The organism is Paraburkholderia lebeckiae (assembly GCF_050436325.1).
Taxonomy (GTDB): domain Bacteria; phylum Pseudomonadota; class Gammaproteobacteria; order Burkholderiales; family Burkholderiaceae; genus Paraburkholderia; species Paraburkholderia tuberum.
Genome location: NZ_JBNDLZ010000002.1, coordinates 1,203,228 through 1,223,313 on the forward strand (window position 1 = coordinate 1,203,228; position 20,086 = coordinate 1,223,313).

General features: G+C 63.6%; 19 protein-coding genes. 6 read left to right on the forward strand and 13 right to left on the reverse strand.

What is annotated here, in order from left to right:
* Positions 1-336 precede the first annotated feature (336 nt).
* The 3 genes from OKW44_RS08705 to OKW44_RS08715 all read left to right on the forward strand — a co-directional run bounded on the left by OKW44_RS08705 (position 337) and on the right by OKW44_RS08715 (position 4,007).
* Positions 337-1,119 carry an ABC transporter substrate-binding protein gene (locus OKW44_RS08705; protein WP_026226588.1) on the forward strand — a complete coding sequence of 261 codons (783 nt, stop codon included), beginning with the start codon at positions 337-339 and terminating at the stop codon, positions 1,117-1,119.
* A gap of 267 nt (positions 1,120-1,386) precedes the next feature.
* Complete coding sequence (locus tag OKW44_RS08710) at positions 1,387-2,502, forward strand: succinylglutamate desuccinylase/aspartoacylase family protein (protein ID WP_026226587.1); 1,116 nt, start codon at positions 1,387-1,389, stop codon at positions 2,500-2,502.
* Between the two features lie 329 nt (positions 2,503-2,831).
* Positions 2,832-4,007 carry a porin gene (locus OKW44_RS08715; protein ID WP_018424793.1) on the forward strand — a complete coding sequence of 392 codons (1,176 nt, stop codon included), beginning with the start codon at positions 2,832-2,834 and terminating at the stop codon, positions 4,005-4,007.
* Between the two features lie 94 nt (positions 4,008-4,101).
* Here the strand turns inward: OKW44_RS08715 and OKW44_RS08720 are convergent, their stop codons facing one another.
* Positions 4,102-4,236, reverse strand: a complete 135-nt coding sequence (locus tag OKW44_RS08720) for a hypothetical protein (RefSeq protein WP_275426104.1) — start codon at positions 4,234-4,236, stop codon at positions 4,102-4,104.
* 134 nt (positions 4,237-4,370) lie between these two features.
* Here OKW44_RS08720 and OKW44_RS08725 point away from each other — a divergent pair, with 134 nt between their 5' ends.
* Both OKW44_RS08725 and OKW44_RS08730 read left to right on the forward strand, forming a co-directional pair.
* The gene (locus OKW44_RS08725; RefSeq protein ID WP_018424791.1) at positions 4,371-5,663 is read left to right on the forward strand and encodes an MFS transporter; all 1,293 of its coding nucleotides are present in this window, start codon (positions 4,371-4,373) and stop codon (positions 5,661-5,663) included.
* 44 nt (positions 5,664-5,707) lie between these two features.
* The gene (locus tag OKW44_RS08730; protein ID WP_018424790.1) at positions 5,708-6,763 is read left to right on the forward strand and encodes a serine hydrolase domain-containing protein; all 1,056 of its coding nucleotides are present in this window, start codon (positions 5,708-5,710) and stop codon (positions 6,761-6,763) included.
* Between the two features lie 144 nt (positions 6,764-6,907).
* Here the strand turns inward: OKW44_RS08730 and OKW44_RS08735 are convergent, their stop codons facing one another.
* From OKW44_RS08735 to OKW44_RS08745, 3 genes are all read right to left on the reverse strand, one after another.
* On the reverse strand, positions 6,908-8,641 hold the full coding sequence (locus OKW44_RS08735) for an IlvD/Edd family dehydratase (protein WP_018424789.1): 1,734 nt from the start codon (positions 8,639-8,641) through the stop codon (positions 6,908-6,910).
* 225 nt (positions 8,642-8,866) lie between these two features.
* Positions 8,867-9,292 carry a DUF1801 domain-containing protein gene (locus OKW44_RS08740; protein WP_018424788.1) on the reverse strand — a complete coding sequence of 142 codons (426 nt, stop codon included), beginning with the start codon at positions 9,290-9,292 and terminating at the stop codon, positions 8,867-8,869.
* A gap of 257 nt (positions 9,293-9,549) precedes the next feature.
* Positions 9,550-10,341 carry a DUF899 domain-containing protein gene (locus OKW44_RS08745; RefSeq protein ID WP_018424787.1) on the reverse strand — a complete coding sequence of 264 codons (792 nt, stop codon included), beginning with the start codon at positions 10,339-10,341 and terminating at the stop codon, positions 9,550-9,552.
* A 296-nt stretch (positions 10,342-10,637) separates the two neighbouring features.
* Here OKW44_RS08745 and OKW44_RS08750 point away from each other — a divergent pair, with 296 nt between their 5' ends.
* Positions 10,638-11,081 carry a VOC family protein gene (locus OKW44_RS08750; RefSeq protein WP_018424786.1) on the forward strand — a complete coding sequence of 148 codons (444 nt, stop codon included), beginning with the start codon at positions 10,638-10,640 and terminating at the stop codon, positions 11,079-11,081.
* Between the two features lie 53 nt (positions 11,082-11,134).
* On the opposite strand, the gene OKW44_RS08755 is transcribed toward OKW44_RS08750, so the two are convergent.
* The 9 genes from OKW44_RS08755 to OKW44_RS08795 form a co-directional block, all read right to left on the reverse strand.
* Positions 11,135-11,512 carry a BON domain-containing protein gene (locus OKW44_RS08755; protein WP_018424785.1) on the reverse strand — a complete coding sequence of 126 codons (378 nt, stop codon included), beginning with the start codon at positions 11,510-11,512 and terminating at the stop codon, positions 11,135-11,137.
* Between the two features lie 30 nt (positions 11,513-11,542).
* The gene (locus OKW44_RS08760) at positions 11,543-12,688 is read right to left on the reverse strand and encodes a porin (protein ID WP_018424784.1); all 1,146 of its coding nucleotides are present in this window, start codon (positions 12,686-12,688) and stop codon (positions 11,543-11,545) included.
* Positions 12,689-12,826: 138 nt separating this feature from the next.
* Positions 12,827-14,452 (reverse strand): 3-(methylthio)propionyl-CoA ligase, encoded by a 1,626-nt coding sequence (locus tag OKW44_RS08765; protein WP_018424783.1) that lies wholly within the window; start codon positions 14,450-14,452, stop codon positions 12,827-12,829.
* 49 nt (positions 14,453-14,501) lie between these two features.
* Positions 14,502-14,858, reverse strand: coding sequence for a Rieske (2Fe-2S) protein (locus OKW44_RS08770; RefSeq protein ID WP_018424782.1), 357 nt, complete (start codon positions 14,856-14,858; stop codon positions 14,502-14,504).
* A 32-nt stretch (positions 14,859-14,890) separates the two neighbouring features.
* On the reverse strand, positions 14,891-15,457 hold the full coding sequence (locus OKW44_RS08775; RefSeq protein WP_018424781.1) for an RBBP9/YdeN family alpha/beta hydrolase: 567 nt from the start codon (positions 15,455-15,457) through the stop codon (positions 14,891-14,893).
* Positions 15,458-15,475: 18 nt separating this feature from the next.
* Complete coding sequence (locus OKW44_RS08780) at positions 15,476-16,324, reverse strand: TauD/TfdA dioxygenase family protein (RefSeq protein WP_018424780.1); 849 nt, start codon at positions 16,322-16,324, stop codon at positions 15,476-15,478.
* A gap of 10 nt (positions 16,325-16,334) precedes the next feature.
* Positions 16,335-17,315, reverse strand: coding sequence for a quinone oxidoreductase family protein (locus OKW44_RS08785; RefSeq protein WP_018424779.1), 981 nt, complete (start codon positions 17,313-17,315; stop codon positions 16,335-16,337).
* A gap of 107 nt (positions 17,316-17,422) precedes the next feature.
* The gene (locus tag OKW44_RS08790) at positions 17,423-18,745 is read right to left on the reverse strand and encodes an MFS transporter (protein ID WP_018424778.1); all 1,323 of its coding nucleotides are present in this window, start codon (positions 18,743-18,745) and stop codon (positions 17,423-17,425) included.
* Positions 18,746-18,899: 154 nt separating this feature from the next.
* Positions 18,900-19,955, reverse strand: coding sequence for a beta-keto acid cleavage family enzyme (locus OKW44_RS08795; RefSeq protein ID WP_018424777.1), 1,056 nt, complete (start codon positions 19,953-19,955; stop codon positions 18,900-18,902).
* Positions 19,956-20,086 lie beyond the last annotated feature (131 nt).

A 20,086-nucleotide genomic window follows, 5' to 3' on the forward strand; every position in this document is an offset into this window, starting at 1 on the left:
GGTGAACTCGCGAGAAAACCGGCGTAAATCCCGGTCGATTACGCTCGCCGGCCCCTCGTATTACCGCTCTGCATTGCATCCGCGTTACGCAAACCCCACCAACGGTGTACGATCCGGTCACACCGGCCGGGGCGCAAGCGTTGACCTAGAGGGCATCCTCCCGCGCCATCCGGTGTTTTACTAGCTTCCCAATATTTTTGAACTGATAAGCTTGGCGCGCGTTGCAGGCCACCCCGGCCTGCATCCTGACCAGAAGCCCGTTTGCGAGACGCGCCGGGCGTCCCAAGGCGGCACAACCGCCGAGGGCGTAATTGAACTACACGAGGAGTTAAAACAGTGAAAAAACTGCTAGCGGCTTTGACGGTTGCTCTGCTTGCCACCGTCTCGATTGGCGCACACGCTAAAGATTGGTCGACGATCCGATTTGGCGTTGATGCCAGCTATCCCCCGTTCGAGTCGAAAGGCGCGGACGGCAAGCTCGTTGGCTTCGATATCGACCTCGGCAACGAAATCTGCAAGCGCGTCGGTGCGAAGTGCGTGTGGGTGGAAAACGACTTCGACGGCATGATCCCGGCACTGAAGGCCAAGAAGTTCGACGGCGTGCTGTCGTCGATGTCGATGACGCCGCAACGCGCCGAACAGATCGCTTTCTCGTCGAAGCTGTTCAACACGCCGACGCGCCTCGTCGCGAAACAGGGCTCGGGCATCCTGCCGACCGCTGAATCACTGAAGGGCAAGACGGTGGGCGTCGAACAGGGCACCATCCAGGAAACCTACGCGAAGACCTACTGGGAACCGGCGGGCGCGAAAGTCGTGCCGTACCAGAACCAGGACCAGGTCTACGCCGACCTGATCTCGGGCCGTCTGGACGCAGCGCTGCAAGACGCGGTGCAGGCTGATCAAGGCTTCCTGAAAACGCCGCGCGGCAAGGGCTTTGCGTTCGTCGGCAAGGACCTCGACGATCCGAAGATCCTCGGCAACGGCGCCGGCATCGGCATGCGCAAGGAAGACACCGATCTGAAGGTGAAGGTCGACAAGGCGATCGCCGACATGATCAAGGACGGCACCTACAAGAAGATCGAGAAGAAGTACTTCGACTTCGACGTGTACGGCGGCTAAATCGCCCACGCGCGCCGCACGGCGCGCCGGCAGCTTGTCCGAAACGGGCTCCGCGACGCGGAGCCCGTTTTGTTTTGCGGCTCCACATCTAGCCACATCAAGTCACATCGTGTGGCATATCGGCTAAGATCGTGCGAGACGCGGCCCCCCGTGAGACCGGTTGCCGCGGTCCGCGCATGCGGACCACGCGCGCTGCCGGCGCGCATCTTTCCCCTTGCAATCAACCATCTAGCGCGGCTGCTCCGAACGGGCCGCGAAGCCAAAACCATGCAAACCCAGACCCATCCGCTGATTGCCCCGTCGCTTGGCACCGCCCGTGAACTGACGAGTTTCCACTACGGTCCCGGCGGCGGCCAGAAAATCTATATCCAGTCGTCGCTGCATGCGGACGAACTGCCCGGGATGCTGGTGTCGTGGTCGCTGCGCCGCAAGCTGGCCGCGCTCGAAGCCGCGGGCAAGCTGCGTGGCGAAGTCGTGGTCGTGCCGGTGCCGAATCCGATCGGCCTTAATCAGCATCTGCTCGGCCAGATGCTCGGCCGCTTCGAAACCGGCAGCGCGCAGAACTTCAACCGCAACTTCTACGACCTCGCGGAACTCGTGCAGCCGTTCATCGAATCGCGTCTGACCAGCGACATCGACGCGAACCGCGCCGCCATCCGCGCGGCGATGCGCGAAGCGCTCGACGCGCAGCAGCCGACCACCGAACTCGGCTCGCAACGCCTCGCACTGCAAAAGCTCTCGTACGACGCCGACGTCGTGCTCGATCTGCATTGCGACTGGGAAGCCGCGATGCACCTGTACACCAATCCGGACCTATGGCCCGAAGTCGAGCCGCTCGCGCGCTACCTGGACGCGAAGGCGTCGCTGCTCGCGCTGAACTCGGTCGGCAATCCGTTCGACGAGATCCACAGCTTCTGCTGGTCGGATCTGCGCGGCCGTTTCGGCGAGCGCTTCCCAATCCCGAACGGCGGCATCTCGGTCACCATCGAGCTGCGCGGCCAGCGCGATGTGTCGTACGAACTCGCGGAAAAAGACGCGCAGGCGATCATCGAGTATCTGACCTTGCGCGGCGTGGTCGACGGCGAGCCGGCGCCGATGCCGCCGCTCGAATTCGCCGCGACGCCGCTCGCGGGCGCCGAGCCGCTCGTCGCGCCGATCAGCGGCGTGCTCGTCTATCGCTGCGAGGTCGGCACGTGGGTGGACGCGGGCCAGGAAATCGCGGACATCGTCGATCCGTTGACGGACCGCGTCGTCACGATCAAAAACACCGTGGCCGGCGTGCTGTACGCGCGGCATCTGGCGCGTTTCGCGACGGCCGGCCTCGAATTCGCGCGCATCGCCGGCGCGACGCCGTTCCGCAGCGGCTCGTTGCTGAGCAACTGACACCAACGACGCTGCGACCGTCGATGCTGTCGCGGCCCGCCATGTAACTGAATTTTCACGCACCAGCTGAAATAACCAATCGCCCGCCGCCAGGCGGGCGATTCGCTGCCACGCGTCCAGCCTCACTCCCGGGTCGGCCGACCCGCCCCGCCACCGATACACCTGCCTCCGGTGCACACGCAAAGTGTCGCGCCGACACGACACCGTGAAAAGAATTTTTCAGTGTCACATACCTTACTCTGCGTTCCCTTAAATTGCCGGCCATCGCACGACGTTGCCACAGAGCAGCGCGTCGCGATCGCCAAAATTTGCTAACTCGGAGAAGTGTTTTGAACAAGAAAATCCTGACCGCCGCTACGTTTGCCGTCTTCGCCTCCGCCGCTCACGCACAAAGCAGCGTCACGCTGTACGGCCTGATCGATGCTGGTATCAGCTACGTGAACAACTCGAAAACGGCCACCGGCCACAGCAGCCTGACCAAGTACGACGACGGCGTCGCGAACGGCAGCCGTTGGGGCCTGCGTGGCACGGAAGACCTCGGTAACGGCCTGAAAGCGCTGTTCGTGTTGGAAAACGGCTTCAACAGCGGGAACGGCACCGCCGGCCAAGGCGGCGCGATGTTCGGGCGCCAGGCGTACGTCGGCGTGTCGCAGAACAACGTCGGCTCGCTGACGTTCGGTCGCCAGTACTCGTTCTCGACCGACTACCTCGGCTCCAACTACGCGACCGGCGGCCAGACCGTCGCGGGCAACTACGCTTACCACATCAACGACGTCGACCAGCTCACGTCGAGCCGTATCAACAACTCGGTCAAGTTCAGCAGCGCGAACTTCTCCGGCCTGACCTTCGGCGCGATGTACGGCTTCTCGAACACGGCAGGCGGCTTTGCCGGCACGCCGGCTACGGGCACGTCCACTGCCCCGGTGGCAGGTTCGTCGCGCGCTTACAGCTTCGGCGCGAACTACGCGAACGGCCCGTTCGGTATCGGCGCGGCGTACACGGACATCCGTTATCCGGGCCAGGCATCGCCGGCCTTCTCGACTTCGCTGGCAAACGTCAGCTTCCCGACGATCGGCAACGGCCAGATCCAGGATCTGCGCACGGTCGGCGTTGGCGGCCGCTTCGCATTCGGCCCGGCGACGCTGTGGGCCCTGTACACGAACACGCGCCTCGCACCGATCTCGGGTGGGTCGACCACGTTCGCCGCCTACGAAGCAGGCGCGAAGTACGCGGTCACGCCGGCTATCACGGCAGGCGCGGGCTACACGTACATGCACCTGAGCGGCGCGAACGTCGGTCACTGGAACCAGGTGAACCTGAGCGGCGACTACGCGCTGTCGAAGCGCACGGACGTGTACGTGCTGGGCATCTATCAGATCGCGTCGGGCCACAACGCGCAGGATCTGCAGGCACAGATCGGTTCGAGCACGAGCTACTTCAACACGTCGGGCGTCGGCGCCGACAACCAGCTGGCGTTCCGTGTCGGTATGCGTCACAAGTTCTAAGCGGACGGTTCGCGGTGGGGAACACCTGTGTTCCCTGCCTGATTGAAGCGATGGAAAGCGCCCTACGGGGCGCTTTTTCTTTTGCGGCGCGAAATCAGTCGAGCAACACTGGATTCTCGATCGCGCCCGTCAACAATTCGACGAACACCGGATCGAACGCGTGGCCGTCGAGACTGCATGCGATATCGAATAGCTGGGTCAGCTCGATTCCGCTTTGCCGTTTCGGCAACGATATCTGCCAAATATTGTAATTGTCTATCAATATCGTCCACCCCAACATCGGGTCACACGCTTCGATCCCGCGCCCGCGCCGCTCACGCGACACTGCCGGCGCGCCTCCCAATGCCGCCAGAGGATTTCGTCATGAGCATGGACTCCGTCACCACCCCCGACGCGCTCGCGCGGCACACTTCGCGCTCGAGCGTATCGCGGCTGATTCTCGCGACCTCGATCGGCAACGCACTGGAGTTCTACGATCTGGTCGTATACGGCTACTTCGCGGCCGTGCTGTCGCGCACGTTTTTTCCGGTGCACGACCGCACCGTGTCGCTGCTGCTCACGCTCGGCACCTTCGCGCTGTCGTATCTCGCGCGACCGATCGGCGCGCTCGCGCTCGGCTCGTTCAGCGACCGCAAAGGCCGCAAGGCATCGTTGACGCTATCGATTGCGATGATGACGGTTGGCACCGGCATGATCGCGTTGATGCCGTCGTATGCGGCGATCGGCGTGCTCGCGCCGATCGGCGTATTCGCGTCGCGGCTGTTGCAGGGATTCTCGGCGGGCGGCGAGTTCGGCAGTTCGACCGCGTTTCTGATCGAACATGCGCCGGAGCGCAAAGGCTTCATGGCGAGCTGGCAGTTCTCGAGCCAGGGCGCGAGCACGCTGCTGGCGTCGCTGTTCGGCGCGGTGTTGACGAGCACGCTGACGACCGCGCAACTCGAAGGCTGGGGCTGGCGCATTCCGTTCCTGTTCGGCATGCTGATTGGTCCGGTCGGGCTCTACATTCGCCGCCGCATCGACGAAACGCCGGAGTTCGAGCGCGCGGAAAAATCCGCCGCGCCGGTGCGAGAAGTGCTCGCGACGCAGAAGGAACAGGTGCTCGTATCGATCGGCGCGCTCGTGCTGACCACCACGGCCAACTACATGCTGCTCTACATGCCGACCTATGCCGCACGGCAGCTCGGACTCGCACCGTCGTCGGGCTTCATCGCGACGTTCGCGGCCGGTCTGATCATGATGGTGCTCACGCCGGTCGTCGGTCATCTGTCCGACAAGGTGGGCCGCGTGCGCATCATGCTCGGCGCCGGCGTGCTGTTCTTCGCGACCGTGTATCCCGCCTTCGTGCTGATGAACGCGCACCCGTCGCTCGGCTCGTTGCTTGCCGCGGTCACGTGGGTCGCGTTGCTGAAGGCGACCTACTTCGCGCCGATTCCGGCCTTGATGTCCGAGCTGTTCCCGACCCGCACGCGCACGACCGGCATGGCGCTCGGCTACAACATCGGCACCACCGTGTTCGGGGGCTTCACGCCGCTCGCGGTCGCCGCGCTGATCGCGGCGACGGGCAATAATCTCGCGCCCGGACTTTATCTGATGCTCGCGGCCGTGCTCAGCCTTTTCACCGTGATGTGGGCACGCGTGCGACTGCATGCACGCTGAGTCTCTGCCTCGCGGGCTTCGTTGAATCGACAAGGACCTTATCCATGCAAGACCGTTTGCAGCAAGCCGTGCAGTTCGCGGTGGATCATGAATCGCTTTGGGACCGCCATGTGGGCGGCGCGTGGGGTGTGCACGTGAACGACCCGCCGCCATGGAACAGGCTGCTCGGTCCCGTGCATGATCGCGGACCGGTGTCGGGCACGATCGCCGTCGACGGCCGCGTGCTGACGAGCTGGGGCGAACCGGATCGCGCCGACCTGACCTTCAGTGTCGCGAAGATGTACCTCGCGCTGCTGGCCGGCGTCGCGCACGATCGCGGCCTGTTGCCCGACGTCGACGAACCGGTGCGCGCGCGCGTACCCGACATCGGCTTCGACGACGAACACAACGCGCCGATCAGCTGGGCGCATCTACTGCAGCAAACGAGCGAATGGCGCGGCACGTACTTCGGTTTGTCGGATCAGGCGGATCACTACCGTGCGGTCAATTTCGCCGCGCCGCCCGATGGCAAAAAAGGCGACCTGCGTCCGCCGCAACGGCCGGGCACGTACTGGGAATACAACGACGTCCGCATCAACCAGTTCTCGCTCGCGCTGCTGCATCTGTTCCGTCAGCCGCTGCCCGAGGTGTTTCGCGAAGCGATCATGCGGCCTTCGGGCGCGAGCGAAAACTGGCAATGGGTCGGCTACGACAATGCGTGGGTCGAAATCGACGGGCGACGCATGCAGTCGGTGCCGGGCGGCACGCACTGGGGCGGCGGCATGTCGGTCAGCGCGAACGATCAGTTGAAGGTCGCACAGATGCTGCTCCACGACGGCGTTGCGAACGGCCAGCGCGTGCTGTCGTCCGAATGGATCGCGCGCATGCGCACGCCGTGCGCGATCGCGCCATTCTATGGCTACCTCGTGTGGCTCAACACCGGGCGCAAGGTGTTCCCGAACGTGCCGGAGTCGAGCTATTTCGGTGTCGGCGCAGGCAGTTCGTTCACATGGGTCGAACCGGAGCGGCGCATGACGGTGGTCGTGCGCTGGCTGAATCCGGCTGCGGCGAACGAGTTCTTCGGGCTCGTGCTCGACGCGGTCGACAACCTCGGCCAATAGCCATTAGCCATTAGCCATTAGCGGCGCACCATCCAAGGCAACTGCGCCGCGAACGCCAACGACAGGACATAAAAAAATGCGGGCGATGCACGAATGCATCGCCCGCACTGTCATGGGCCGAGCCGTTGCCGTTGCAACGGCGCGTCAGTGCGAATGCCGCGGCACCGCGGAACCTCGACACCCCACGAGGAAGTCGAGGTCGCAACCCTCGTCGGCCTGCAGCACGTGATCGATATACAAGCGCCGGTAGCCGCCACCTTCCGGCGGCTGGGGCGGCACATGCTGCGCGAGACGGCGCTCGAGTTCCGCGTCGCTGACATCGAGGTGCAGCGTGCCCGCGTCGCAATCGAGCTCGATCCAGTCGCCGTCCTGCACCGCGGCGAGCGGGCCGCCGGCCGCCGCTTCCGGCGTCACGTGCAGCACCACGGTGCCGTAGGCGGTGCCGCTCATGCGCGCATCGGAGATGCGCACCATGTCCTTCACGCCCTGCCTCAGCAGCTTCGGCGGCAGGCCCATGTTGCCGACTTCGGCCATGCCCGGATAACCCTTCGGTCCGCAGTTCTTCATCACCAGCACCGAATTCGCGTCGACGTCGAGCGTTTCGTCGACGATGCGCGCCTTGTAGTGCTCCAGGTTCTCGAACACGACCGCGCGTCCGCGATGCTTGAGCAACTCTTGCGTCGCCGCCGACGGCTTCAGCACCGCGCCGCGCGGCGCGAGATTGCCGCGCAGCACGCGGATGCCGCCATCGGCGACGAGCGGCTTGTCGAGCGGACGGATCACTTCGTCGTTGGTGTTGGGTGCGTCCTTCACGTTGTCCCACAGCGACTTGCCGTTGACCGTCAACGCGTCCGGATGCGGCAGCAGGTTCGCTTCGCCGAGCCGGCGCAGCACGGCCGGCAGGCCGCCCGCGTAATAAAACTCTTCCATCAGGAAACGGCCCGACGGCATGAGGTCGACGATCGTCGGCGTGTCGCGGCCGATGCGCACCCAGTCGTCGAGTTCGAGATCGATACCGATGCGCCCCGCGATCGCCTTCAGATGAATCACCGCATTGGTCGAGCCGCCGATCGCCGCATTGACGCGAATGGCGTTCACGAACGCCTCGCGCGTGAGGATCTTCGACAGCTTCAGGTCTTCGAGCGCCATTTCGACGATCCGGATTCCCGACATATGCGCAAGCACGTAGCGGCGCGAGTCGACCGCGGGAATCGCCGCGTTGTGCGGCAGCGACGTGCCGAGCGCCTCGGCCATGCAGGCCATCGTCGACGCGGTGCCCATCGTGTTGCAGGTGCCCGCCGAGCGCGACATGCCCGCCTCGGCCGACAGGAACTGATGCAGATCGATCTCGCCGGCCTTCAGCGATTCGTGCAGCTGCCACACCGCGGTGCCAGAGCCGATGTTCTTGCCGTCGAGCTTGCCGTTCAGCATCGGGCCGCCGGTCACGACGATCGCCGGCACGTCGCAGCTCGCCGCGCCCATCAGCAGCGCGGGGGTCGTCTTGTCGCAGCCGGTCAGCAGCACGACCGCGTCGATCGGATTGCCGCGGATCGCCTCCTCGACGTCCATCGCCGCGAGATTGCGCGTGAGCATCGCGGTCGGACGCAGATTCGATTCGCCGTTGGAAAACACCGGGAACTCGACCGGGAAGCCGCCCGCTTCATAGACGCCGCGCTTCACGTGCTCGGCGAGCTTGCGAAAGTGCGCGTTGCACGGCGTCAGCTCGGACCACGTGTTGCAGATACCAATCACGGGACGCCCGTCGAACTCATGATCGGGAATGCCCTGATTCTTCATCCAGCTTCGATACATGAAGCCGTTCTTGTCAGCCGTGCCGAACCACTCGGCCGAGCGCAATTTCCGCTTTTTTTCCGACATACTAGGTCCTTGATGCATGTGCCGGGACCCTCACCGGCCAATTTGACTGAAGCGGCCCGCCCGGCGCTACGGCGCAAGGTTGCCGCTCAGTGTCCAGGGATGGTGCAGTGTACGGAGCGAGTTGATATCTTTCCAATCATATTTTGGGTCCTATCGATATCAGTTCTGGTATCGATCCGCCGAGGCTGGCGGCGCAGCGGGGCTGGCGAGCCGACTGTGCCGGCCTCAGGCGTCGCCGGACGCCTGCTTACAGCGGGCTTTCGGTAGTGCGCCGCGCGTGTTCTTCTTCAGATGCTTCTGGTTATAGTCGATCGCGGCGCAAATCAGCGCTTTCAGTGCGCGCTCGTCGACCTCGTCGCTTTCGAAGAAGTCGATAGCGCGCCGCGCGTTGCCTTCGAGGCCTGCGTTGAACAAGCCGTCCGGGTCGGCCAGGCCCGCCCCATGCGCGAAGGTCAGCTTGACCTTACCCTTGTGCGCGTTGGCGACCGCGATCATGCCGTCGCGCGACCAGACCGGACTACCCATCCACTTGAATTCCTCGACGATCGCCGGGTCCGCCGCGAGCACGCATTGACGGATGCGAGCGAAGGTCGCGCCGCGCCAGTCGGTGAGTCCCGCGATCAGTTCGTCGATACGTTCGGATGCGTTCATCGGAGTGCGGCCCTCGTAAGCGGGGAAACGAAGCGGTTGAACCGATAGGACGCCGTAACGTCCCTCTCATTGTAATCCCCGCCTGGATTCGCGACTGGCGCACGACCGATCCACGAGCGCGCTCATTACGACGACGCGATTTCAAACATCGAACGTACCGCGATACTGCTCATTCGCATCCGGGCCTCGCTTCACAGTTTGCCCGCAGGCTGCAGCATCGGACGGAGAAACGACAGCGATCGATGATTCGTCAGGCGCTAGTCGTCACGTTTCCGAAACGCAGCCTCTCCGGCATCTGACACCTCGACCCACTTCGGATCGGGAGCCGCGCCGGGGACGTAAGTGTCGTTCCAGTTCCACCACTTGTACGGTCGGCTCTGCGGGTAGCCCTCCGGCGAATCCTCCCACGTCTCCTGCCGCCCGAGCGCCGTCATGTCAAGGTAGCTCCAGATCGTGCCCATCGCCTCGTCCCCACGCCCGTTAATGAAGTACGTTCGGAACACCCGCTCGCCGTCCCGGATGAACGCGTTGTGGCCGTGCCATTCGTCCACGCCAAAGTCGGCGTCGAAACTGTCGGTGATGGTGTACCAGGGGATCATCTCCCAGCCCATCCGGGTCTTCAGCCGCGCGATATCGGCTTGCGGCGCGCGGGACGCGTACACCAGCGTAGTGTCGCGAGCGTTCAAATGGGCAAGGTGGGAGACCTGATCGGCCCCAAGGGAACAGCCAATGCACGCATGCTCTGGCCAGCCGTGCACACCGGGCTCGAAAAAGGCGCGATAGACGACCAGCTGGCGGCGGCCCTTGAACAGGTCGAGCAGGCTTACTCTGCCCTCCGGCCCGTCGAACGCATACGTTTTTTCAACGGCAAGCCATGGCATCCGCCGTCGCTCGGCGGCCAACGCGTCGCGGGCACGTGTCAAGGCTTTCTCCTTGACGAGCAGCTCCTCGCGCGCGGCCTCCCACTCTTGCCGCGACACAATCGGTGGTGTCTTCATGGCAGGCTGTCCATCTTTCCCAAGCTTCTCAGGTGACTTGATCGTCGTCATCGTAACCTCCGGGTTAGAGCGATGTCCTGTGCGTTCGGGTCGGAAGGCGATTCGCTCACCGGCATCGCTCGCTGTTGATGATGGGGTAGTTTAGGCCGCCGGACATCGAATGGTGGGAGTGACAAATGTGACGCGATTCAGGTGCGGCTTGATTCAGAAGGAGCAGCGCTAGCGGCCTCGATTCATCGTTGGCCAAAAGGCGATGGAATCCCGTGGGTAGCAAAGCGACCGCTTAGCGGATCGGAGCAGACTATTATGTCCGGCAACCCATATTCGCCCACCACCCGGAGGTGACGATGAACGCGATCCACGAGGTCTACCCCTATCTGCGCGTGCGCAACGCCGCACGGGCTATCGAGTTCTACGCGCAGGCATTCGGCGGCGTCGAGCAGTTTCGCCTGACCGAGCCAGGCGGCCGCATCGGTCATGCCGAAGTGAAGATCGGTCCCGCGACCGTGATGCTGTCCGATGAATATCCCGAGCACGACATGCTCGGACCGACCGGCGACAGCCGGCCGAGTGTGCTGCTGCATATCCACTGCGACGACGTCGACCAGCTGTTCGCACAAGCGCTCAAAGCGGGCGCAACCGTGGTCCGCCCGCTAACCGATCATTTTTATGGGGAGCGCTCGGCGACCGTGCGCGATCCATTCGGCCACGAATGGATGCTCGGCGCGCAGATCGAAGCGCTCACGCCTGAAGAGATGCAGCGCCGTTACACGGCGCTGTTCGACAGCTAGTGGATTGTTATATTGGGCTCCTCGCGCTTAATCCCCCGATGCGTGAGCTCTTTTTACATCCCGCCGAACGGCTTTTGCACCGTGAGCTTGTTGGTCACCGAAGTCACCCCCGGAACACCCTTCGCGATCTCCGCGACCTGATTGATCTGGGAAGCGTCGGTGACTGTGCCGCTCAGCGTCACCGCGCCGCCTTTTGCGATGACGCTTATATTGCCGGCGCTGATCTCCTTGTGCTTGCCGATGGCGGCATACACCTGCCGACGCAGCGCGCGATTGGCTTGCCTCGAGCTGACGGGAGCGGCTGCGCTAGCTGACATCGCGGGTGCGCCCGAAGGTGCACTAGCCGTCTTGCCCGACTGCGACCATGCGTTGCTCGACGCGGCCAGAATCAATATGGCAATCGCCAACGCGCGTGCCTGAATGCTTTTCATCGAATACTCCAGTTGTTATAGGTGACGTAATCAGAAGTTATGGCGGATGCCGACCATGGCCGCGGTGGTGGACACGCCAGGCGCAACCGGGGCGCCATAGACGATGGTCTGGTTCATGGTCCCCCTGTTGTTGACATAACCCACCTGCGCGTAAGCCTTGGTGCGCTGCGACAGGTTGTATTCCGCGCCTACGGCGAACTCCCCCGAATGGTTCGCCGAGTTGTTCTTGTCTTTCAGGTAGTAGTACCCGGACGTGATCTTGAAACGCGGATTGAACTGGTAGCCGAGGCCCCCCGAGATCATTTCGAAGTCCGCGGTGTTGGTATGGGCCGGGTTCTTGCCGGCGCCGTACGAGGCCGACACCGAAAATCCGGCGATCGTGTACATCGCACCGAAATAGTAGAAACGGTTGTTCGCAAGCCCGGTCGCGGGGATAGCGGGCGCCGCCGGGTAGGTGATCGGGTACGGGTTGGTATCGTGGCCGTTGTAATACAACGCGGACAGATTCAGACCGTAGTTCGAATACTTGAGCACGGCCGACTCGCGCGTACCGCCCTGGAAATGACCGGCGACGCCGCCCGGCGCGTACTCGAGCGCGAGCGACGCGCCATGGAATTTCGGCGAGTTGTAGACGAGCGCGTTGCTGTCGTACAGCGCGCCGATCGGCGCGTTCGTGCTCGTGCCTGGCCAGCCGGCCGCCTGATTGATGCCCAGCCACGCGGTCAGAATACTGCCGAAATACTGCGCGCCGCGGACGTCGGTTTCCGCCATCGCGTAGATCATCGGAATGATCTGCCGGCCGGCGTCGAAGGTACCGAACGGCCCTGATGCGCCGACCGTCGCGAACTGGTTGAAGATCGCCGTGACGCCCGGCGTGTCGGACAGACCGAACTTGCCGTTCGCGGTGTTGAACGTACCCTGCAGCTTGAAGTTGATCTTGTAGCCGCCGCCGATGTCTTCGCTTCCCTTCACACCCCAGAAGCTCGCATAGATACCGCCGTCCTTCAGCTGATAAATTTTGCCCGTGTTCGGCGCGTGCGGCAGAAAGGTAGCCGCCGATGTGCTTTGATACAGCAGCCCCGTATCGACTACGCCATAAAGCGTCACTGACGACTGCGCATGAGCCGCGGTGGCGAAAATGGCCAACACGACAGCGCTGCTTGATTTCAACTTCATTGTGTCTCCTTCGCGTACCGGCGGTGGCGCAAAAGCCGATGCTGCGGTCGCTTCAAATGATTAGTGGTTTTGTATGCGCCGGGCGTACCCGGTCGCGTTGTTGCGTGAATCGAACTGCGTTGCTGCGGGAGCCGCGCGTCAGGGCAGGTAGTAGTTGCCGAACTGTTCGCGTAACTGGTTCTTCAGGACCTTGCCTGTTGCGCCGATAGGCACCGTGTCGACGAACACCACTGCATCGGGGGTCCACCAGCGCGCGACCCGGCCGTTGAAGAAGGACAGCAGTTCGTCGCTGGCCAGCTCGCTGCCCGGCTTTCTCACGACCAGCAGCAGCGGCCGTTCGTCCCACTTCGGATGCCGTGCGGCGATACACACTGCCGTCGAGACTTCCGGATGCAGATAAGCGACGTTTTCGATCGCCGCCGAACTGATCCATTCGCCGCCCGACTTGATCACGTCCTTGCTGCGATCGGTGATCTGCATGAAGCTGTGCTGGTCGATCGTCGCGATGTCGCCGGTCGGAAACCAGCCGTCGCACAATGGCGACTCGACGTCGGCGCCGAAGTACTGCTGCGTGACCCAATGACCGCGCACCTGCAGATCGCCAGCGCTCTCGCCGTCCCACGGCAATTCATTACCCTGGGAGTCGACGATCCGCATGTCGATGCCGAACAGCGCGCGCCCCTGCTTCGCCTGAATCTTGTACTGATCCTCCATCGGCAGCGACTGCTGATGCGCCTTGAAGCTGCAGACCGTGCCGATCGGGCTCAATTCGGTCATGCCCCACGCGTGCAGTACCTCCACCCGGTGGCGCTTCTGGAACGCCTCGGTCATCGCGGTCGGACACTGCGCACCGCCGATCACCGTGCGTCGCATCGACGAGAAGGTCCCGCCCATCGCATCGACATGCGTGAGCAGTCCCTGCCACACGGTCGGCACGCCGGCCGACAGCGTCACGTGTTCCGTTTCGATCAGTTCATAGAGCGACTTGCCGTCGAGCGCCGGCCCCGGAAACACCAGCTTCGCGCCGACCATGCAGGCGATATAGGGCAGTCCCCACGCGTTCACATGGAACATCGGCACGACCGGCAGGATCACGTCGCGCGCGGAACAGTTCAGCGAATCGGGCAGCGCCGCCGCGTAGGTGTGCAGCACGGTCGAACGATGGCTATACAGCACGCCCTTCGGATTGCCGGTGGTGCCCGACGTGTAGCACAGCGACGACGCGCTGTTTTCATCGAGCAGCGGCCATTCGAAAACGTCGTCGTGCAGCTCGAGCAGATCCTCGTAGCACATCAGCATGCCGGTGAGGTCGTTCGCTTGCGGCATGTGCGCGCGATCGGTCATCGCCACGAATACTGTCGGGCTCTTCACCCGGGGCGCGACGCTCTCGATCAACGGCAAAAAGGTCAGGTCGAAGAACACGACACGATCTTCCGCATGCTCGATGATGTACGCGAGCTGGTCGACGTGCAGTCGTGGGTTCAGCGTATGCAGCACGGACCCGGAGCCCGACACCGCGAAATAGAGCTCCATGTGGCGATAGCCGTTCCACGCGAGCGTCGCGACGCGCTCGCCCTGGCCGACGCCGAGCGTCGACAGCGCGTTGGCCATACGGCGCGCGCGCTGCGCGAGGTGCCGATACGAATAACGATGGATGTCTCCTTCCACGCGTCGCGACACGATTTCCTGTTCGCCGTGATGGCGCTCCGCGTGCGTGAGCAGCGCGGAAACCAGCAGCGACTGCTGCATCATCAAGCCTTGCATCTTTCCGTCTCCTGATTGGTTGTGGCGTCTCGCGCCTGGCCTACCGGCCTTAGGTTGCCGCGCTGCCGGCTCGCGCTTGCGAGGGCGTCGCGTTCGGGGCGTCGAGACTGACCACCACCTTTGAATCCACTATTTCGACCGGGAAGGTCGTCACGCTCAATCCGCCTGTTCCCGCCATGCAGCCCGTGCGCACGTCGAAGCGCAGACCGTGCGCCGGACAGCGCAACATGCAGCCTTCCAGCTGGCCGCTCGACAGTGCGGCCCCGTTGTGCGGACATGTGTTGTCGATGGCGTGAAGCGAGCCTGCGATGTTGAACAGCACGATGCTGCGGCCATCGATGAAGGCCAGCTTGCGCTGGCCCGGCGCGAGCTCGCCGGCAGCACCCACCACGATCCGACGCGACATCCCAGACTCCTTCTGACCCGACGCGGGCCGCGTCACATCAGTACCAGGCGGCGAATCAACGTCTCCGCCATCGGCCATTCGCCAAAGCCCGAAGCAGGGTTGAGGTGCCCCACTTCGCCGAGATCGACGAGGCGGCTGCCCCAGTCCTGCGCCATGTCCTGCACCCGCTCGAACCGCGCGAGCGGATCGTTGCGGCTCGCGCCGACGATGCTCGGAAACGGCAGCCGCTTGCGCGGAATCGGCAGCCAGCCGTTCTGCTCGAGCGTATCCAGCTCCGGATAGCCCGCCGGCATCGGCGTCTCGAGGTCCGCGGGCGCCGCGAGCAGCGCAGCGTGTATCTCGCGCTTGTGCTGCGCCGCCCAATGCACGGTGATCATCACGCCAGCGCTATGCGCGACCAGAATGACCGGGCCGTCGATCCGCGCGAGGGTGGCATCGAGCGCCGCAACGCGTGCCGCGCAACTGAGCTTGTCGTGCTCGAGCGGCGGCACCGACTGCGCCTTCGGCAGCCGTTGCTGCAGCAGGGTTTGCCAATGCTCGGCGACGTGATCGCGCAGACCCGGAACCATCAGAATGGTCGGTTTCAATTCGTAATTCATGGGAAGCTACCTGCTAGTTCAGTACGGCTTGTCGCCGACGATGCCGGCGCGCTCCATCTTGCGGTGGCACGGCGGGTAGTCCATCACCGCATAGTGCTGCGTGCTGCGGTTGTCCCAGATCGCGATGCTGTTCTTCTGCCAGCGCCAGCGCACCTGGTACTCCGGGATGTACGCCTGGCTGATCAGATAGCGCAGCAGATCGCCCGCGCCCGGATTCGCGTCCTGCCCGAAGCGCACTCGCTCCGGCGTGTGAAAGTTGGTGAAATGGCTCGTGAAAGCGTTCACGAACAGCAACTTCTCCTTTGTTTCCGGATGCGTGCGCACGACCGGGTGCTCCGCGTCCGGAAATTGCGCCTTCAGCGCGAGACGCTTTTCGATCGGCATCGCGGCACCGAAGCTCGCCTCGATGCTGTGGCGCGCGCGCAGGTCCGCGATCTGAGCCTTCACGTGCGCCGGCAGATTCTCGTAGGCGAGGACCATGTTCGCCCACATCGTGTCGCCGCCGACAGGCGGACATTCGACGCAGCGCAGCACGGCACCGAACTGCGGCGCTTCGCGCCAGGTGGCGTCGGCATGCCACGCGTTTTCGTAGCGGTCGTTGGGCTGATCCGGGGTCTTGTAGATACGCACGAGGCCCGGATTTTCCGGATCGCTGCCCGCGACCGGATGGTCTTCCAGTTCGCCGAAGCGGCGCGCGAACGCCACGTGTTCGGCACGCGTGATGTCCTGGTCGCGCAGGAACAGCACCCGGTGCTTCAGCAGCGCCGAGCGGATTTGGGCAAACAGGCCGTCGTCGTAGATGGCGTGGGCGAGATTAACCCCGATCAGTTCGGCGCCGATCGAGTACGTCAGTTGTTCGACTCGCATGGCTAGCTCCTTAGATCACGAAGACCGACGAACCCGTCGTCTTGCGCGATTCCAGATCACGATGGGCTTGCGCCGCATCTTCAAGCGCATAGCGCTGATTCAACTCGATCTTGATGCTTCCCGAGGCGATGAGCCCGAAGATTTCGCCGGCAAGCGCGTCCTTCTCGGCCGGGTCGGCGATGTAGTCAGCCAGAGCCGGGCGGGTCAGATAGAGCGAGCCTTTCATAGCCAGCAGTTGCGGATTGAACGGCGGGATCGGGCCGGAGGCCGTGCCGACGCAAACCAGCAGACCGCGGCGCTTCAGCGAATCGAGCGAGGCCTCGAAGGTGTCTTTGCCGACGCTGTCGAACACGACGTTCACGCCGACGCCATCGGTCAGTTCGCGCACCCGCCTGGCGACGTCTTCGTGGCTGTAGTTGATGATGTGGTCGCAGCCGTGTGCACGGGCCACTTCGCCCTTGGCCTCGTTCGAAACCGTGCCGATCACGGTCAGACCCAGCAGCTTCGCCCATTGCGAAACGATCAGGCCGACACCGCCGGCGGCGGCATGCAGAAGGATCGTGTCGCCCGCCTTGAAGTCGTGAATGCGGCGCATCAGATACGCGGAGGTCAACCCGCGCATGGTCATGCCGGCAGCCGTTTCGCAGTCGATCGCATCGGGCAGCCGGATCAGCGGCGCGGCCGGAATCAGGCGTTCGGTGCTGTACGCGCCGAGCGTGTTGATGAAGCCCGTGTAAGTCACCCGATCACCCACCGCGACGTTCGTGACGTCCGGGCCAACGGCCTCGACCACGCCCGCGGCCTCCACGCCCATCCCCGCGGGCAGCGGGACCGGATACAGGCCGCTGCGAAAGTAGGTGTCGGCGAAATTGAGGCCCACTGCCTGATGGCGCAGGCGAACCTGACCGGGACCGGGGTTGCCCACTTCGACGTCCTCGTAGCGCAGCACGTCGGGACCACCGGTTTCATGAAAGCGAACTGCCTTTGCCATGTTGACTCTCCAATTCTTTACTTGATCTGCACTTTGCAGAATTCGTTGCGCCAGCGGCGCAGTTACAGGTTCCGTGCTCCGCGCCGTCCGCGCGGCACCATGCGATGTCAGCGTGCGGCCTGCTCGCGCAGCGTGTCCAGCCGATCCAGATCGCCCGAGTAGTTCCGTTTGCCGATCATGAATGCGGCGGCCGCGACGAGCGGTGCGAACGGCACCAGTTGCAACGCGCCCAGCAGTCCGATCCGATCGGCGATGATTCCCGTGAGAACAGCCGCCGGCGCGAGGCCCAGCAGGTTGTTCGCGAGCGTCAGGGTCGCAAACGCCGAGGCATGAATCGTCGGCGGCGTGAGGTTCGCCACCATCGCACCCGACGGGCCGCTCGCACCGGCGCAGAAGAACATGCCGGCGCCGATCACGACCAACTGCCACGGCCCCGCGGGCATCCGCAAGCCAATCGCGAGCAGAACGAAACAGGCGAGGCAGAAGGCGATCGCGGCGCTCCACTTGCGTTCCCGCTTGTTCTTGCTGAGCCGGTCGGCGAGGTTTCCGCACACCACCATGCCCATCCCTGTCACCAGCACGAACACCGCCGCGCACATCGCAGCCTTGCCGGTGGCCATGCCGTAGTAGCGATTCAGGAAGCTCGGCATCCATGCCCACACAGCGGCGGGAACCAGCAGATGGAGGCCGCTGCCCACATAGGCGCACACCACGGACTTCGTCGAAAACAACCCCTTCATCAGCGCGCGCAGGCTCATGCGCATGCCGCGCGATTGCGCCTGCCTCGTCACGCTCGCCGGCTGCAGCGGCACAAGACGCTTTTCGGTGACGACGAGGCGGTAGATCACGACCAGCACGACCCCCATCGCCGCCATGGCGCCGAATGCCGAACGCCAGCCGAGGTGAGCCGCCACCGCGCCGCCGAGCGCCATGCCCAGCACCGAGCCGAACGCGCCGCCCGCCATGAAGGTGCCGGTCAGCGTGGAGCGCAGCCGGACTGGAAAGATGCTCAGAACTACTGCGATACCGACACTGCCATAGGCCGCTTCGCCGATTCCGACAAAAGCACGCGCCAGCAGCAACTGCCCATAGTTCGCCGAGATCGCGCAGCCCACCGTCGCGAGACTCCACATCGCCGCCATCAGCACGATGCTCTTCACGCGGCCCCAGCGGTCGGCCAGAACCGACAGTGGGAACGTGAGCACACCGACCATCAGCGCGACCACGCTGCTGAGCGAACCCAGCTGCGCATCGGACAGATGCCATGCCGCCTTGAGCGGCGGAAACACGGCATTCAACACTTGCCGCGACATATAGTCGGAAAGCAGCAATCCGACCGTCAACGCAAACACCACCCACGCATAAGCGCGCACGTCCGTCTGAGCTGCCGAAACTTCGCCCGTCGTGGGCACTGCATTCTGAACGAGCATATTTTGTCTCCTTCCACGCTGACTCCCTGGCGGCCGCCTTGCCCGCATGGGCCGACGACTGTTATGGATTCAGCTATCTGCTCCCCGCTATGCACCGGAAGCGTTAGCCATGAAGCCCGGCCTCGGCCAATGCGCCGGCCCGGGCTCCAGGTGATCACGCCGCGCGAAGCGGCAGGTTCCTGACACCGGCCTGGCGGTTCGGCGCCATACCGTTGGCGACCAGCGTCTCTTCGACCGTCTCGTACTGCACACCAATACGATAGATCTCGCGCGCTTCTTTACCAGTGGCAATTTCGCGTCCCAGTTCGCGCGCGACGCGCACGCACTGCTCGATCTGCTGCACCGACGTGAAGCGCTTGCCGTGCTGATCGATGATCGTGTCCTCGATGCCGCAGCGCGGATGCAGGCCCATCGACATCGCCATCATGTTGAACGGCAGCACGTTCTTCAGCAGCGACTCGGCGGTGAGCGTGCAGCCATCCGGCGCGCGATGCACGAAGTTGAAGAAGTTGAATGGATTGGGGCCGTCGAAGCCGCCACCGATACCAATCCACGTCAGGTTCAGCGGGCCCTTGTAGACGCCCTTGCGCACGAGACGCTCGAGCGTTTCGAGCGCGTGAATGCCGGTGAGCTGGAAGTGCGGCTGGATACCCGAAGCCTGCAGGCGGCGCAGGTGTTCCTCGACCCATGCGGGGCCAGCCGGCACCGTCATTTCACTATAGGCGGCCATGAACGCGGGGTTGGAAAGCGAGGTGCCTTCCAGATACTCCGGATAGAGCAGCTCCATGATGTTCATCTGCGTGGTGTTGATCGCGATCGTCACCTGATCGGGCTTCGGATCGAGATCGGCCAGCATATGGCGCGTGTCGTCGGACAGCCACTTCGCGGCTTGTCCGTCGTCTTCCGGTGCAAACGAGATCGAGCCACCGACCTGAATGATCATGTCGGGCACTGCCGCGCGCACACCCGCGATCAGTTCATTGAACTTCGACAGGCGCTTCGATCCCTTGCCGTCCAGTTCGCGCACGTGCAGGTGCAGTACCGTGGCACCGGCGTTGTAGCAATCGACAGCCTTCTGGATCTGCTGGTCCATCGTCACGGGGATGTCTTCCGGGAAGTCCGACGGCATCCATTCCGGGCCGTAAGGGGCGGTGGTGATGACTACCTTGTCCTGATTCTCAGGGTGCAACGAATCGTCGAGAAATTGCATTTGTTTGCCTCCATCCAGTTTTGAAGTGACGGTGTTCCGCTATCGCGAGGTCGCATGAAAATTTGCTGGAACACCTTGAACGACATGTGCCCACGATACGGCAATCACGCGCTACACTTTTGTGATTGGAC